The organism is Paenibacillus glacialis, from assembly GCF_001637205.1.
Classification (GTDB): Bacteria; Bacillota; Bacilli; order Paenibacillales; family Paenibacillaceae; genus Paenibacillus_AQ; species Paenibacillus_AQ glacialis.
In genome coordinates this window covers 226,866-244,455 of sequence record NZ_LVJH01000017.1, presented here as the reverse complement: position 1 = coordinate 244,455, position 17,590 = coordinate 226,866, and the positions used below count along the sequence as shown (strand labels likewise).

At 42.5% G+C, this 17,590-nt stretch carries 12 protein-coding genes; 1 reads left to right on the top strand and 11 read right to left on the bottom strand.

From position 1 onward, the window contains the following. Nucleotides 1-9: 9 nt before the first annotated feature. The 5 genes from PGLA_RS10930 to PGLA_RS10910 form a co-directional block, all read right to left on the bottom strand. Nucleotides 10-762 carry a prepilin peptidase gene (locus PGLA_RS10930; protein ID WP_068532456.1) on the bottom strand — a complete coding sequence of 251 codons (753 nt, stop codon included), beginning with the start codon at nt 760-762 and terminating at the stop codon, nt 10-12. 317 nt (nt 763-1,079) lie between these two features. Continuing rightward, nucleotides 1,080-1,556 (bottom strand): type II secretion system protein, encoded by a 477-nt coding sequence (locus tag PGLA_RS10925; protein WP_068532454.1) that lies wholly within the window; start codon nt 1,554-1,556, stop codon nt 1,080-1,082. A 167-nt stretch (nt 1,557-1,723) separates the two neighbouring features. After that, a complete protein-coding gene (locus tag PGLA_RS10920; protein WP_068532452.1) occupies nt 1,724-2,929 on the bottom strand; it encodes a type II secretion system F family protein in 1,206 nt (401 codons plus the stop codon). Continuing rightward, the gene (locus PGLA_RS10915) at nt 2,929-3,981 is read right to left on the bottom strand and encodes a type IV pilus twitching motility protein PilT (RefSeq protein ID WP_068532450.1); all 1,053 of its coding nucleotides are present in this window, start codon (nt 3,979-3,981) and stop codon (nt 2,929-2,931) included. The genes PGLA_RS10920 and PGLA_RS10915 overlap by 1 nt, the downstream gene beginning before the upstream one ends. A 17-nt stretch (nt 3,982-3,998) precedes the next feature. Beyond that, a complete protein-coding gene (locus tag PGLA_RS10910; RefSeq protein ID WP_068532448.1) occupies nt 3,999-5,663 on the bottom strand; it encodes a GspE/PulE family protein in 1,665 nt (554 codons plus the stop codon). 330 nt (nt 5,664-5,993) lie between these two features. Between PGLA_RS10910 and PGLA_RS10905 the strand changes: the two genes are divergently transcribed. Continuing rightward, nucleotides 5,994-10,229 carry a collagen-binding domain-containing protein gene (locus tag PGLA_RS10905; protein WP_068532447.1) on the top strand — a complete coding sequence of 1,412 codons (4,236 nt, stop codon included), beginning with the start codon at nt 5,994-5,996 and terminating at the stop codon, nt 10,227-10,229. A 117-nt stretch (nt 10,230-10,346) separates the two neighbouring features. On the opposite strand, the gene PGLA_RS10900 is transcribed toward PGLA_RS10905, so the two are convergent. The 6 genes from PGLA_RS10900 to argF all read right to left on the bottom strand — a co-directional run bounded on the left by PGLA_RS10900 (nt 10,347) and on the right by argF (nt 17,504). Next, a complete protein-coding gene (locus PGLA_RS10900) occupies nt 10,347-12,248 on the bottom strand; it encodes a pilus assembly PilX N-terminal domain-containing protein (protein WP_068532446.1) in 1,902 nt (633 codons plus the stop codon). A 13-nt stretch (nt 12,249-12,261) separates the two neighbouring features. Beyond that, nucleotides 12,262-12,816, bottom strand: coding sequence for a PilW family protein (locus PGLA_RS10895; protein ID WP_068532444.1), 555 nt, complete (start codon nt 12,814-12,816; stop codon nt 12,262-12,264). Further along, entirely contained in the window at nt 12,800-13,414 is a 615-nt protein-coding gene (locus PGLA_RS10890; protein ID WP_245699807.1) for a type IV pilus modification PilV family protein, read from the bottom strand. Before PGLA_RS10890 ends, PGLA_RS10895 begins: the two co-directional genes overlap by 17 nt. A 175-nt stretch (nt 13,415-13,589) precedes the next feature. Further along, nucleotides 13,590-15,008, bottom strand: coding sequence for an argininosuccinate lyase (argH, locus tag PGLA_RS10885; protein WP_068532442.1), 1,419 nt, complete (start codon nt 15,006-15,008; stop codon nt 13,590-13,592). A 106-nt stretch (nt 15,009-15,114) separates the two neighbouring features. Continuing rightward, nucleotides 15,115-16,347 carry an argininosuccinate synthase gene (locus PGLA_RS10880; protein WP_068532440.1) on the bottom strand — a complete coding sequence of 411 codons (1,233 nt, stop codon included), beginning with the start codon at nt 16,345-16,347 and terminating at the stop codon, nt 15,115-15,117. A 197-nt stretch (nt 16,348-16,544) separates the two neighbouring features. Beyond that, on the bottom strand, nt 16,545-17,504 hold the full coding sequence (gene argF, locus PGLA_RS10875; RefSeq protein WP_068532438.1) for an ornithine carbamoyltransferase: 960 nt from the start codon (nt 17,502-17,504) through the stop codon (nt 16,545-16,547). Between the last annotated feature and the right edge of the window lie 86 nt (nt 17,505-17,590).

Genomic DNA, 17,590 nt, shown 5'->3' with positions numbered 1-17,590 from the left:
CTTCACCTCCTAACGGATGAGCGAGAGATACCCGCCTATAATCTCAGAACCGTATCCGTACGCGATAATGGTTCCAATGGCGAGCCATGGACCGAACGGTACGGGTTGTTTACGTTTGATAAATCCCAGCAACATTAGCATTCCATACACAAGAGTCCCAATGGCTGAGGATAGGAGGAACGCAAGTATCACATTAGGGAAGCCGATCACCCATCCGCATAGAACGAATAACTTCGCATCCCCCATTCCCATGCCTCCTGCCAGCGCCAGTAAGAGAACAATTCCCCCTCCAACCACAGCACCTAGGACACCATTCCAGATAGATTCTTCTGTATAAATAATTCTGAGCAGAACCAGCACCGGAAGGAAGAACAACAGAACTTTATTTGGAATCAGCATATATTTCAGATCAGACACGCTAACAATCACACATAAGCTGACCAGTACCCAGCCAACCAAGCTCTCACCTGACAATCCCGTTCGCAGATATACCCACAGGAACAATAAGCCCGTTACCCCTTCTCCAAGTGCGTATAGTCCAGACACTGGAGCCTGGCAGTAGCGGCATTTGCCGCTGCTAAGTATCCAGCTCAATACGGGTACAAGATCGCGCCCTTTAAGGCGCGTCCCACATTTGGGACACCGAGACGGTGGGGAGACGATAGACTTCCCTACAGGAATTCTTAACGCAACCACGTTATAGAAAGAACCTAGGATTAGACCGAGCATAGTGACGTAGACTGAGACGAAGATGTTGAACATTAGATGATACCCTCCCAAACCCTCCCTAGTAGGGAGGGCCCCAGAGGACCTGCCCTCTGGACACCCGAAAATTTGTCGTGCTTGTTTGTTATTTCTTACTAAGTTTATTATGACGAATGGGGCGCCTTGGGCTTTACTGGCATTGCTGATTATATTCGGCAATGCTAGTAAAGCCCAAAACTGTAGATTAGTGTACAAGTTGATATTTGAATTTGAAACAGGAATCGGAAGGTTGTCCCGATTCCTGTAGTTGTAGACAATTTAATGATTTCGGTAGGAAAGTAGCTGAGATGATTGAATTGTGTTGATTAGTATTCTTAAGGAGTGGTAGTTTTGGGTTTTAATTCAGATGATAGAACTTGTTCGTGAGAATATTGTCCTGCATTAGAACCGGCTGGAGGGGGAGTAATAGTTACACTCACCAACTCCCCTGTTGGACCATAGTTCACGACTGCTGCGGTGATTGGATTTTTTGTGCTTGGGAGCAAGATTCCTGCCTCAATGTAATCTCCTGCTCGTAGCTCTGCAAGAGTAACTTCTGCACCAGTAGTAGCTCCAGCAGCAGGGTTCCCAAATTGTCCATTTTCCTCCCCAATAATATACATCCGAGATGCATCATATATCTGTCTTGCCGTTGCTAAATCTGAATCATTCTTAGAATTATTAATGATTCCACCGATCATAGGAATTGCGATTACCGCTATAATACCCAAGATTACGATTACAGCTAGTAACTCGATCAATGTGAACCCTTTCTCTTCCTTCTTCACGCGTTTTAGTAATTTCGCCAACATAGTAATTCCCCCTTGATAATGTTTTTTGAATGTATATTGTGACTCTTGTCCACTTCCGTCAGATTAAAGTTCATATATGTTGCAATGCTGTTAGTTCTGAAGCCATCTATGAACTCATCTGATCTTCAGCCCCTCCCCGCATTCCCCCTCTCAAAAAATATGTAAAATCACAAGTTACCGTAGAGGCTAAACATTGGGAGCATAATTGCTGCCACGATAATTCCTACTACTCCTGCAAGAAATACGATTAATAGTGGCTCTAGCAAAGATTTCAATCGATCTACCGTGTTCTCGACGTCCATCTCATAGAAGTCAGCCACCTTAGCCAACATCTGGTCTAATGATCCTGTTTCTTCACCAATGGCAATCATCTGTGTAACAAGGGGCGGGAATACCCATGCCCGCTTAAGTGGGTCAGAAAGTGGTTTTCCCTGGCGAAGCGAATCCGCAGCCTTTCGAATTGTGTTCCCAACAACCTTGTTACCTGCCACATCTTCAACAATGGCAAGCGACTGCAGCACGGGTACCGAACTGGCATATAGGGATGAGAAAGTTCTAGCAAACTGGGCAATAGAGCTTTTCTGATTCAACTTGCCGAACACCGGCATTTTCAACTTCAAATAATCTAATGCATACGCCCCTTTGTCCGTACGCTTGTACAGTTGGTATGACAATAGCAGCGCAATAACGCCTAATACCCAGAAATACCACTGTCCCTGGATACTTTTACTCAAGGAAAGCACCAGCTTCGTAATGGCCGGAAGCTCGGCATCCATCGATTCAAACATGGTTACGAACTGTGGCACGATAGCCCACAAGAGATACACAACAGCTGCAATCGCAAGTAACCCCACTGTTAGTGGATACATCAGTGCTGATTTTACTTTCTCACGCGTGTTATGCTGTTTCTCGAAAAAGATAGCAAGCCGTTCCAACGTGCCCTCTAAATCCCCAGATTCTTCTCCCGCACGTATCATGCTGACGAACAGTGCTGGGAATATCTTGCTGTGTTCCTGTACCGCCTGTGAGAATGCAATTCCCTTTAACAAGCTTGAATATACCCCTTGTAGTGCTTTCATTAATGGCTTGCTCTCGGTCTGTTCCGCAAGGATGCGTGTGGCATCCACCAGGGTAACACCGGCTCGAATCAGCGTAGCAAACTGTCTGCAATAAATGATGAAATGAATCATCTTGACGGGATTTCCTATATAAATATCTTTGCTTAAGATGGAGCTCTTTCGTTCAATTAATGAGAATACCGTTAGTCCACGTTTTCGGAGTTCCTCCATAGCGATTGACTTGTCCTGAGCGGTCAGCTTTCCTTTGATCTGTTTACCCGTGCCTGTTCTAACTTGATATTCAAATTGTGGCATCAGTTATTCGCTCCTGTCGTCATATATGACTTGGCAGAAGCTGGATCAATTACACCAGACTTTATCAAATCACGAAGGTTTGTCTCTAACGTATGCATTCCCAACTCTCGCCCGGTCTGTATCATACTCATCATCTGATGTGTCTTCTCAGTCCGAATCAAATTAGCTATCGCTGGCGTGTTGATCATAATTTCAGTTGCACATATCCTTCCTTGACCTCCGGTACGAAGGAATAGTCTCTGTGAGATAACGGCGGTCAATACTGCCGCAAGCTGTGTGCGTATCTGTTGTTGCTGTGGTCCTGGAAAAACATCGATAATCCGATCTACTGTCTGAGGTGCATCTGTTGTATGTAGCGTCGCAAATACGAGATGTCCCGTCTCAGCTGCAGTCACAGCTGCACTGATCGTCTCTGCATCGCGCATTTCACCCACTAGAATCACATCTGGATCTTGGCGTAATGCTGCTCTAAGACCATTGGAGAAACTCAAAGTATCACTACCTATCTCTCGCTGCTGAATCAATGATGAACTATTGGAATGGAGAAATTCTATCGGATCCTCCAATGTGACGATATGTTTGCAATATGTACGATTAATGTGGTCAATCATTGCCGCAAGTGTCGAGGATTTACCACTTCCCGTTGGTCCAGTTACAAGAATGAGTCCTTGTGGTTTCTGTACCAGTTGCATTAGCGTGGCAGGTAATCCCAATTGTTCGATTGTTGGAATGACTGTTGGGATAGACCGAGCTGCGACGCTGATCTCTCCCCGTTGCCGAAATACATTAATCCGGAACCGAGCACACCCCTCAATCTCATAAGAGAAATCCATTTCACCCAAGTTACGAAACTGTTCTGTACGTTCAGGCCCAAGAAGTAATTCGGATATTGATTTGCTGTCTTCCCTCTCAATCGACCTACCATCCAACTTACGAAGCATGCCATCCACTCTAATCTGCGGTGGGGAACCAACGGAGATATGCAGGTCGGAAGCGCCGATTTCATATGATTTGCACAGCAGGTCTATGATGTCTATTGTATCTTGGTGCATCTGCTCTTCCTCCTCTCCTAGTGAGCTACAGTCTCACGCATAACCTCTTGAATCGTTGTAAATCCCTGTCCAACCTTACTGAAGCCATCAGATAACAAATCAATCATCCCCTGACTCTTTGCAACCTCCCGAACTTCTTGCATCGGTGCAGATTCTGTAATCACTCTACGCATGGCATCATCAATCATCAGTACCTCATGTATAGCGATCCGCCCACGATATCCAGTATGATTACAGTTACCACAGCCTCTTCCCCGATAAAGAGTTTCCACTTGAATACTATGCCCCTGGAGCATGATGGCTTCTTGTTCTGTCGGAGTATATGGCGCTCTACAATCCTCACATATTCGACGTACAAGTCGTTGTGCCACGACCCCGATAAGCGACGAGGCTGTAAGATACGGCTCAATTCCCATATCTTGCAGACGCATCACTGTACTGATTGCATCATTGGTATGAAGCGTAGATAGCACTAAATGTCCGGTCAGCGATGCACGAACTGCAATTGCAGCTGTCTCTGTATCCCGAATTTCACCTACCATCACAATATTAGGATCTTGACGTAGAATCGATCGGAGTCCCGCGGCAAAGGTAAGGCCAATGTTCGGGTTAATATGTACTTGATTAATGCCTTCTAATTGATATTCCACAGGATCTTCAACGGTAATAATATTCGTACTCTCCTGATTAAGATGACTCAGTGCGGAATACAGTGTTGTTGTCTTTCCGCTCCCTGTCGGCCCTGTAATGAGCAGAATGCCATATGGACGTTCAATCATTTCTTTAAAAAGAGACTGACTACGAACATTAAACCCTAGATTATCAAGGGATTTCACTCCTGCACTCAGATCAAGTAGTCTGAGCACAATCTTCTCCCCATGAATGGTTGGAAGTGAGGAGACACGGATATCGACCATTTTGTTGTCGAACTCCATCTTGATCCGCCCATCCTGAGGCAACCGCCGCTCTGCAATGTTCAGTTGAGATATGATCTTTAGCCTCGCTATAATAAATCCCTGCATTTGCTTCGGAATAAGGCGCTCTGTACGTAAAGAACCATCAATTCGGTAACGGATTGCAAGATTATTCTCACCAGGATCTACGTGTATATCGGATGCTTTGAGTTGAACGGCCTGTTGAATCATCTGATTCACGAGTCGTACAATCGGAGAATCCTCATCCGTAATCTCCGTCTCCTCGATTTCCTCCTGACTCGGCAACTCCACCATCATCTGAGTCATCGAATCCCGTAAGCCGTAATGTTTCGCAATCGCCCGCTGAAGCTCATCTCTTGTAGAGATAGCTGGCTCTATTCGAAATCCAGTAGTCATCCGTAATTCCTCTATGGCGAAATAATCAAGAGGATCCGCCATAGCGACCATCAGCTTCCCGCCTTCTTTCATAAACGGTAGCACCTGATAACGCTTAGCCATACTTTCTGGAATAATCTGAGTGATTGCTGGGTCAATCTGATACTTAAACAAGCTCACATGTGGAATACCTAACTGGAATTCTAGTACCTCAATGAGCTGCTGTTCCGTTATGTATCCTTGAGAGATTAATAGATCCCCCAGTCTTCGCTTACTCCTACGTTGCTCTATAAGCGCTTCTTCTAGCTGTTCCTGAGAGATAATCCCATTCTCTACTAACAAATCTCCTAATCTCTTCTTCACGATAGCCACAATTAATCATCTCCTAGCAAGTAATAGATTTAACTTTTCCAGGGCTGACCTTTCATTCACTGAATCTCGGACTAGATTCACAGTCTCTAGCATGTCGAAATTTGTTAACTTATATATTAAATTGATGGTTTATAAGGCATTTCAAGAAAATAGGTCGAAAGTCTACTTTTATAGGTATTTTTTCTCATATTTTGATTGCCTACTTGCGAACTATATTCTACAATGATTTATAGCATATGATACAAAATTTTACAACAATTTCTACATAAAAATAGTTATCTCAAATATTCAAATCTTATATTTATCCATTCTTTCAGGGAGGTACTATACATGAAGTTAAACAAGTTCTCACTCTCATTAACGGTATTTGTGGCTATCCTACTAGCAATTCCACTCTATCTATTTAACGTAAGCGCCGACCAAGGGCCTATCTATCAGATCAGAATATTGGAGATTGGTGATGAAAGTAATGCTGACAGTTCTTATGCCCTACCATTCGCACTTGCGCAACAAGACAATATTACCGTTGATACCGTACCGATGAAGGAATTTGTGACACAACCTGATGAACTCAGCGGTAAATACGACGCCATCTATATCGGCAAGGGTAAGTTATCGAATGATATGACTCTTCTAAAAGCAGACGAAATCATCAAAGAATACATAAATAAGGGACTCCCCGTGATCCTACATAAGGATGTATTGAATCAAGTGGCAAATACAACCAACCCTTTAAATGAACAAAGCGTTTTGTATAACTCTTTTTACAAATATTCCACTACTGCTGATCGTAAAGCCAATGTCCTTTTTGTTGATGATGCTGAATTAGGCACTCTCATTTCTCAGATCAAAAACAGCCCTTCTACCATTCTAGAAATGCTGCAACAACGACCAAGAGTAGCTTTGGATACTGGAAATACGCTCATCGATTATTCAAAGGACACAAGTCACAGCTACAAGGCTGGGGACAAGCTGGTATTCCCTTTTCAGACTCACCATATTCGGAATCTTGATGACAATCGAATTCGAGCCAGTCTTTACATGTCGGTTGATAAGATTCTTAATCCCGCAGACAACAACCTTGTGGCAGCCACAAATGTTACGGGACCTACAAATAAAATCAGTTACACATTACCTAAAGCTTATTCAGGATTACTTTACTGGAGATTAGAAGTATCCGATCAACAAACCGGTCTGAAGGACTATATAACAGGAACCATTCGTTACAAAGATGAAAAACCAGTTATTCGAATTATTCAGGTTGTGCCTACAGATGACAGTCATAGCAACTTAACAAAGGTCTTAGAACCGAACCTTCTGGAATCAGACAGCTACAAGCTTGATATCACAGCCGTTTCAATCGATGATTTCAATACTATTTATTCAAATCAATTAAATGGTAACTACGACACGCTAATCTTTGGATTTCAAAATGCACAGAACAAATATGACCCCTTGAGTCCATCATCCGCCGCAGAAGTTCAGCAATTCATTACAACTGGTCAAAGCGTTCTGTTTAATGATGGGACTCTATACGCAGAAACAGTTAATACTGGTAAGACATCAGGGGACATAGTTAACGCGTTCCGTTCGACGACAACATCACTAGTTAACGAGGGATTGTTAACTCAATATCCTTTTGACTTAAGCAAGGATTTAACGAGTAGAGCGTCTTCCAAGGAAATTACTACCTCCTCAGATATAAATACCGGAGAACTCAACACAAACTCCCCATTATGGGAGAAACAGTTGTTCATTAATACCATTTACCGTTCTTTCATGAATGCTAATCACGCTCCACAAATTACTGTGAACGCGCCGACGAACAATAGCACTAAACCATCCTATCTAAACAATCTTTTATTAAGCTATACGGTCAATGATTCTGATTTAAATAATCGTGTCTTATCTACGAGTGTTAAATTTAAGCATAAGGGTACTTATCTCAACCTAGGATACGTTAATAAATCAACTTCAGCAGGGGATACGATAACACAGAGCTTCACTAATCCTTTACCTGAAGGAGGAGACCTGCAACTTGAAATTACGGTCAAAGACGAGGTAGGCGCTCAAGCGACTGAAATCGTCAACTTGACTATCCAGAAAGTCACCGCGAATCTAGAGACAAATCGTACCCTTTCCACAAATGTTGTGGATGGTAAGATACGCAGAGACGAGGAAGTAATCATCACTTATTCCATTTCGCCGAAGAACATTTCTGTGCCATCAGGTAATAAGAATGAGAATCCAAAGGACACCTTTGTAGTTTCAGATCTAAAATACGTGGAGAACTTCCCACGCAACTTGAACGTTTCAGGTGCCGGTATAACTACAACCGGATCTCCCTCTTCTGGAATGACTGTGAAAAAGACGTTTAAAGATATCACTTATCAATTATCAAATGATAAAAAGACTTATATCCCTAATGGCGGTCAGTCCGTGACTTTTAAGCTTATGGTAACTCCGACTGTAAAAGGGGTCTATAATCTGGTGGATTCCAGACTTGATTTTCGGGATATCCATTCCATATCGAAAGAATCCCCTCTCGGGGTAGCGGGGAATTATAACGCATTTATGCTCGGAGATATCACTGTCGTTCATAGCGGTTTCACCATGAACGGACGTATGGCTTCCGCAGGTGACATTCTATTAAGTTCAGGCTTTGGTATTGGTATGGAAATTCCAAAAATAGATGGTAACTTTGACGATGTCCTCATTGCAAACGGTAATTTGACGATAACTAATGGCGGGGATGTCAAGGGTAATGCCGTGTATGGTGGTATATATAAAAATGAAGTATTTGGTACGATACAGGGTACGGTAAGAAAGGAAAATCCAATTGATTTCACTACGAATAAAGACCAATTGACAAAGCTATCCGCGTCTCTATCAAAAGAGACGCCTAATGGTATCACCACTATCAATAGTAATACAACCGCAGTTTCCCTAGTAGGAACTGATAAAGATCTTAATATTTTTAATATTCCCGAGATTAGTTGGAATGCTGTAACAGACTTATCGATTGACGTCCCACAAGAATCCACCGTCATTATTAACGTAAAAGGTACTAATTTATCACTACGTTTCGCAACCATTTTAAATGGTAAACTCACAACTTCTCCACCATCTAATTCAATGAGCACTAAAATTCTTTATAACTTTTATGGAAACGGTGCAATTGATATGAAAGAAGATATAAAAATAGATATGAAAGGTATGACAATAGAAGGGTCTGTTCTTGCTCCCATGGCAACTCTTACGTTAAATGGGGGTAACATCGTCGGTAACTATATAGGAAAATCTTTCAGGTCTGAGACGGCAGGTTTCGGTTTTTATGATGCTCCTTTTACCGGAACACTACCTAATCCTGTACCTACCCCGATTCCGCCTGGAGAGCTAAGGAGAGTTGTGTTCCCGGACGTTGGGTTCGAAGCTATTGTTAAGGTAGGTAAATTGACTCTTGAGGACACAACCATTCTAGTCGGTGAAGACCTCTCGCTTATTCCTACCATCGAGCCGCAGGACGCAAACAATCAGAACCTCGCGTGGAGCACTGACAAGCCCGAATATGTAACGCTCAGCAGCAATGGACGGATCACAGGTCTCAAGCCTACGCCCGTGGACAGTCCTATTCATATTACAATTACATCTACTGACGGAAGCAACATATATGCAACAGCAAAAGTAACGGTCATCAGTCCTGGTCTAGCCATAGTGGGCCCTAATGAAAGTGTGGTCAACGACTTGATTGACTTAAAGGCAACTTATACTGAAGACATCGGGAACATCACCAGCGTAGTCTGGACGATTAAAGATGCCAATTCCTATGCAACCATTACTCCAGACATCAATGATAAATGGAATGCATCATTCCAAGCAATTAAATCAGGTGATTATATTGTCGTTGTAACCGTGAAAAGCACGAAACAACCAAACGGCATTACCGCAGAGCACCCCATTAAAGTTAGCCTTAAGGGATTATCTATTGTGGGCGATGCAACCATGAATCTGGGCAGTACAATCAAGTTGGATGCCGTCCTAGACCCAATTAATGCCGATCACGAAGACTTCACTTGGCATATTGAAGGTAGCGGATCCGCTTATGCTGAGATTGTCGGACCTGTCACTGGAAAATCCATTGAACTAAAGGGTACCAAAGAAACAATTAAGATTACGGTCACCGTGACTGTTGGCGGGTTAAGTGCTTCTCACGATGTAAAGATTAGTTCTATACTCACTGGACTTCAGTTCTCCAATAATGAAACAACGATAGAGATGGGAACGTCACGCAATCTTAATGACTTGTTATGGCCTATTCCTAGGTCGTATCCGTTACTTCAGATTAGGGAGCAGCTCGTCTGGAGCCTTGATCGCCCAGGAAGTGGTAATTTAGAACCCGGAACTTCAAACTTTCTAACTTTGAATGGTAATGGAAACGTTACTGGTCTGAAAAAAGGCTATGATGTCATTCGAGTATCTTACCAGAAGAACCCAACTGATACCCCAATAACGGCAACCATAAAGGTCATTGTCGTTGGTCAAGTAACCAGTGACGATAAATATTAGGCGAGACTCCTTAACGTTTCCTACTCTATTCGTAGTTCTCTTCTTACAATGAAGCAACCTCCAGATCGATCCTTAATCGACGATTTGGAGGTTGTTTCATTACGAGTATATAGGCTATCAATTTCCGCTATTTGAGACTAATTGAATCGGACCTACTCGAACATTAACTTGTTGTACCCTTGGAAGTCCAGCCATTTGATGTTTATAAATATCTGGATCGTAGATAACTTCAAATCGTCTCATTTGTCCCATACCCTCCTGCGGGTCTATAGCAAGTTCCATCGGGCCATCTTTCACTTTACCTAGAACTGCATTGATGGTCAGCTCTCCATTAGCGAAAAACCCTCCATGTAGTCGGAATATAGACCCTACCCCATAAAGCTCAGCTGATCCTTCCGTATAGAAAAATCCCTTCAAATCCACAGGTGTATCTGAGAACTTGTCATATCGATTAATAAGAATAGGACCTTTAGAAATAAGTACTAGTTCTTTACCATCTAACCCGCTAATTACAGCGTCTTCCACCGTCGTCTTACCAAGTACAAACATCGTTGAATCAAAACTCACATTTCCTCGTATCGTAACATTCCCTGTGACAAGGATATTTCCACGTATGTTGAGCGTAGCTTCTTCAAAATTATCAATCGTTAAATTCCCTTTGACAATAAACCATTTGGAAGATGCCTTTGCGCTTTCAGTGAACGTGATTCCTTTATATTCAAGATTATCCACGAGCATATTACCATTGAAAATAGCCGAGCCACTACGATTTAATACCTTCTCAAGCTTAGCTTCGTATTTCGCAAGTTCAATCTCATAGATTCGCATTTCTTCTTCAAATATTGTTAGGAGCTCCTTATATTTATTCAAATTTTCTTCTGTTTCCACCACCGGATATGAAGGCTCAGTCGGTTTAGTCGGCTTTATCGGTTTCTCTAGCTGTTCGAAAACAGAGACATACGGTGGCTCTTTCCCAATCCATTCAATCAAGGATGTTCCAATCTCGGAGAATTTTCCTCTGATCGTATTACGCTCACTATTTCGTTCACTAGGTGAAGCGTTTGGAAGCGCCGCTTCCACCACTTTGTCCACAAAGGATTCGTCGACGTTGATCTCCACAAACTTACTTTTATTTTTAATGACTACTTTATCCAAGCTATTCAGACCAAGAATCTCTTGAAACCTATTCTTCACTTGAATAGCTTCCTCAGACGTGTCTATACCCTTGTTTTTCACCGGCTTATCATTCGAGCTACTACTCTCGGAATAGAATACATGATCCAATGACTGTACATGCGCCTCACCCGTCAGTACTGGATAGAGTGTCGACTTATTAAATAGATTCTTATTATAAACATAGTTCGCCGTCTTTCGGATTACCAGTTCATTACCTGCATAGATATTACCTTGAATCGACGCAGCTCCGTTAATAACCAAATTACCCTTCACATCTGTATTTCCATTAATTACTCCGCCCCCCGAACCAAGCGCATACTTCAGGAAATCAGGATAGGTATCAATAATTAATTCCCGCTTCATCTCACGTTTAACTCCGTTAACTATAGCCTCGCCTGTAATCGTTATATAATAATTAATTGCATGTTTATCTAACTGGCTGTCCATTCGATCATATGTGATACTCTTAATTTTTCCAGTAGCTGCACTGAAATCCGTATTTACATTTAGATCGCTATTCTTCAAATTAAGAACGGCCAGGTAATCCTTGATCGTATTCTCTAGTTGTTCTGGATGGATATCTTTCAATCCATTTAGTTGAGATGTTATGTATGCGGCCGCTTCATCTAAAGACTTTTCAGTTAAGTGAAGACTTTGTACATCATTTTCCCTTGTTGTTGCTCGTGTAGCTCCCCCAATTGTTGCACTTAGAACTGCTGTACCGAGAATGGTAAAGATAAGAACGATGAATAAGACCATCACCAGTGCGGAACCCCGTTCTTCTTTAATCATGTGCTGTATTAAGAGTATTTTCTCACTAATGTATTTGAATCTCGGTGGCATAGCCCATGGCCTCCTAAAATCCGAATCTACTATTCAACTCTAATTGATATTCTCTGCTCTCAAAAGTTCGCTCAAGCACAAGCTTAATTTCAATTAGACCGCTGGAGCAGGTCGTTTTATCATTTGAACAAGTCAGTCTTAATTCTGAATCTGGCAGAATAAGTTGTGATTGCACAGGAATTTCTCCTGTATTTGATGGCCCATTTACTTTATCTCGAATAAACAGCTTTCCGCTATCCATTCGAATCTCTCGTTCAACCTTCTTCCCATTATCCACCCGCATCAGTTCTATAAATGGACCATTATTACCAATGAAAGGATCTGTGCTCGCAGGCTGAGAGACGCTTTCGGGACCAAAAACATACAATTCCGAAATAATCGATGACATCAATATATCTGCTTCTTCACGTAGAGAATTCTCAATTTGTACTTTATGATAGCTTCGAAGACCAAACATCATAACAGGGTATATAATGCCTATAACAAGTGCAAGCACCATTAGTGATGCCAACAGTTCAACAAGCGTGAAACCTTGTTCTGCTCTGATTTTTTTAGCGTATTCTGCCATCAGTAATGTATCCCTCCACGATCGTAGCATTACTTCCACCTATCGAACTACTTACAGTAACCTTCACAGGCAGTAAATACTTGGCCATTTCCGCCTTACTTCCCTCCGCCTTCATCTTCGAATGTAATTCAGATTGATAAGATATCGTTATGTTATATGCCACCCCATTAATCGAAGGATTCAGTACGCTCTCCAACAATTCCGGACTACGGAACAATTGACTACAACGATCTGGAGCACATTGCTCTGTTGAAATGTTGGGATAGCTCCCTTTGGAAGCATTAGGATTTCCCCCGCTTAGGTTGAAGTATTTCTCCATTTTGTCGAAATCTTGCTTCTCCACATAGAAAAGTGCATTTCGGGCAAGATTGACCATGACCGTCTTATTCTGATTCGTATTAGCGTAAGAAAGTGCATTCGAGAAATAGGAGGTTAGAACTAGCGATACAATCGATAATATGACAATGGCGGCCAATACTTCTATGAGTGCGAAACCTTTCTCCGTCTTACTCTCCAGCCTATTCTTTGTCTTTTTTGCTACTATACTTCCCCTCTTGTGAGTTAGGCAGTTGTCCACCTTAGCATGGGACTTGAGCACGACATGTCCACCTACTCCCTAAATGTAATAGATTACATAACTAGTAATATTGTCCTATTACCTATTATAGGCAACAGAAGGACAAGCATCAATCTATATTTACATAACTATCCATAACAAAAAGCGACCGTTTCGTTCACACGGTCGCTTCTATTGTGAAATGATTCAAATGTTATTAAGCTAAAGAATCTTCGTCGTGTTGCTCTACCCACGTCTTCGCAGACTGAAGGGCCACCTCACTACGTTCAATAGCAGCCACAACTTGCACCGTTGCTGTGCCACCATATACATTACGAGCGTTCACTACCGCTTCCGGTTGAAGCACATCGTAGATTCGGTCATCGAACAATTCTGAGAATTGTTGGAATTCTTCAAGTGTGAGATCCAATAGATACTTACTGTTTTGAATACAGTAAAGCACTGTCTTTCCAATAACCTCATGCGCTTGACGGAAAGGCAATCCTTTGTTAACCAAGAAATCAGCAATATCCGTTGCATTAGAGAAATCCTTGTTCACAGCTTCACGCATACGACCTTTGTTCACTTTCATGGTCGCGATCATTGGAGCGAACAATTGAAGTGCTCCTTCGAGTGTAGCAACCGTATCAAACATGCCTTCTTTATCTTCCTGCATATCCTTGTTGTACGCTAGAGGAAGTGACTTCAATACCGTGAGAAGCCCGATCAAGTTTCCGTATACACGACCCGTCTTGCCGCGCACTAACTCTGGCACGTCTGGATTCTTCTTCTGTGGCATAATGCTACTACCTGTACAGAATGCGTCATCCAACTCCACGAAGCTAAACTCTGTGCTACTCCATAGCACGAGTTCCTCACTTAGACGGGACAGATGTGTCATGATAAGTGAAGCATTTGCCAAGAATTCAACGATGAAATCGCGATCACTCACCGCATCTAGACTGTTCTCGTACACGCCATCGAATCCAAGTTGCTCAGCCACGAAATGGCGATCAATGGAGAACGTTGTGCCTGCAAGTGCACCCGCACCGAGTGGAAGAATATTAATACGTTTATAACTATCCATCAATCGCTCTGCATCACGTCCGAACATAGACACGTACGCCATTAAATGATGAGCGAAAAGAATAGGTTGTGCCCGTTGCAAATGTGTATATCCTGGAACGATGGTATCCACATTATCTTTCGCTTGTGTAATCAGCGAAGCTTGAAGTTCCTGTAACATAGCCGTAAGAGCTACAACACGCTTACGTAAATACAAGTGCATGTCCGTCGCGACCTGATCATTACGACTACGTCCTGTATGTAGCTTTCCGCCTACAGGTCCGATCTCATCGATAAGATTCTTCTCAATATTCATATGAATATCCTCATCCGAGACAGAGAACTCGATTTCACCAGCGCGAATTCGCTCCAATACCTTCTTCAATCCCTGACGAATCGTCTCTGCATCTTCCTCTGGAACGATACCGCATTTACCAAGCATCGTTACATGAGCCAAGCTACCCTGGATATCTTCTTCTGCGAGCGCCTTGTCGAATCCGATGGAAGCTGTATATTCCTCTACCAAATGGTTGGTCTGCTTCGTAAAGCGCCCTCCCCATAATTTACTCATGATCATGCTCTCCCTTCTTATGACAACAGAGGGCCGCCCCTTCTCGTGAACGGACAAAGGAACGGCCAATTACTGCCTTTAAGCTTTATTTATAATTACATTACATTTATTTGTTTTGTTGTACGCCAGCTGCTACTTTAAGGCGCAAAGCATTCAGGTGAATGAATCCTGTTGCATCCCCTTGATCGTAAGCCTGTGTTGGATCAGCTTCCATCGTTGCGATTTCTGGATTATATAAGCTCACTGGGCTCTTCACACCAGCTCCGATAACATTCCCTTTGTATAACTTCACGCGCACAGTACCGGTCACGTTGTTCTGGCTCTCTTTCACAAGTGCCTGAAGTGTAAGACGTTCTGGGGCGAACCAGAAGCCATTGTATACAAGTGTACTATAACGAGTGATTAAACTATCACGCAGGTTCATCACTTCACGATCCATCGTGATGGACTCCATTTTGCGATGAGCTGTAAATAGAATTGAGCCACCTGGTGTCTCATAGATACCCCGGCTCTTCATCCCTACGAAACGGTTCTCTACCATATCTACACGGCCAATACCATGCTTACCACCTAGCTCATTTAATTGCTCCATCACTTGAAGTGGTGTTAATTCCTTACCGTTCAGAGCCACACAATCTCCCTGTACAAATTCAAGCTCCAAATATTCTGCCTCATCCGGTGCATCCTCAGGGGAAGCGCTCAGTAGGAACATGTCTTTATTCTCAGGTGTGCTAGCATCGAACCAAGGATCTTCAAGTACGCCACTCTCATAACTAATATGCAGCAAGTTACGATCCATGGAATAGGACTTCGCCGCAGAAGCGGTTACCGGAATACCATGTTTCTCAGCATAAGCGATCATTTCAGCACGTCCTGGGAACTCATTACGGAATTCTTCTAGCCGCCATGGAGCGATAACTTTGATCTCAGGTGCAAGTGCAGCCACGCCAAGCTCGAAACGAATTTGGTCGTTCCCTTTGCCTGTAGCACCGTGTGCGATCATGGTTGCGCCTTCTGCACGTGCGATATCCACCATACGTTTAGCGATTAATGGACGAGCAATACTTGTACCTAATAGGTATTGACCTTCGTATAGAGCGCCCGATTGGAACATCGGATAGATGAAGTCATTCGCAAATTCATCACGCAAGTCATCAATATATACTTTGGATGCGCCTGTAGCCAGTGCTTTTTCCTCTAAGCCATCCAACTCTTCTTTTTGACCAATGTCCGCTGTGAAAGCGATAATCTCTGCATCGTATGTTTCCTTAAGCCACTTCAGAATGATCGATGTATCGAGTCCTCCGGAGTAAGCCAGTACTATTTTCTCTTTTGCCATACTCGTAAACTTCCCTTCTCTAAATCCTTATATGAATTTCTATACTGAATTCTATATAGATTGAACTAAAGTTTGCGCTCACAAGTTCAATCATTTTTAAAAAGAATCATGAATTATGAGGGTTCGTCTTTAGGTTCAATCTACATAACTATACTAAATATTAATTCAATTTATTAATTAATTATACTATGAATCATTTATCCCATCAATGCAGCCATCAAGGCCTTTTGTGCATGCAGACGGTTCTCAGCTTGATCAAAAATAACTGAATTATCCCCGTCAATGACACCCTCACTCACTTCTTCACCACGATGTGCTGGCAGACAGTGCATGAAGAGATAGTCACTCTTAGCACCTTGGACAAGCTGTTCATCTACTTGATAGTCTTTAAAAGCAGCTTCACGAATCTTCTGTTCTTCTTCAAATCCCATGCTTGCCCATACATCTGTATAAATAACATCCGCGTCTTTAACAGCTTCTTGTGGACTGCGTGTTACTACGATCTGAGCACCTGTTTCACGAGCAATCTCAAGGCATTCATTCACAACTGACTCATCCGGCTCATAACCTTCAGGTGTTGCCACCGATACATGAACACCAAGCTTAGCGCCACCAATCATAAGGGAATGTGCCATGTTATTACCATCGCCGATATAGGCAAGTTTCAATCCTTTTAACACCCCTTTGTGTTCGTACACCGTCTGATAATCAGCCAACACTTGGCAAGGATGCGCTAGATCGCTAAGTCCATTGATAACAGGTACAGTCGCATAACGTGCTAAATCAATGACATTCTCATGACCGAACGTTCGGATCATCATACCATCTAAATAACGAGATAATACTTGTGCTGTATCACTAATAATCTCTCCACGACCCAGCTGTATATCATTCTTGCTTAAGAAGAGTGCATGAGCTCCCAATTGAAATGCTCCCACTTCAAAAGATACCCGAGTACGTGTCGAGGATTTCTCGAAAATAAGTCCAATCGTCTTGCCTTTAAGAGGCTGATATACCTCTCCATTCTTCTGCTTATGCTTTATGTCAATCGCCAAATCGATTAAATATTGAATCTCAGCTGGTGTGAAATCATCCAATTCGATGAAATCCCGTCCTTTTAAGTTATTAGCGTGTTGCTGCTCAATCTGCGTCTGCATTATTCTTGGTATCCTCCTTTAATGCTGCTTTATATATTAAATCGAAAGAATTATCATTCATGTATGTTCAAAACTGTATCATCAGG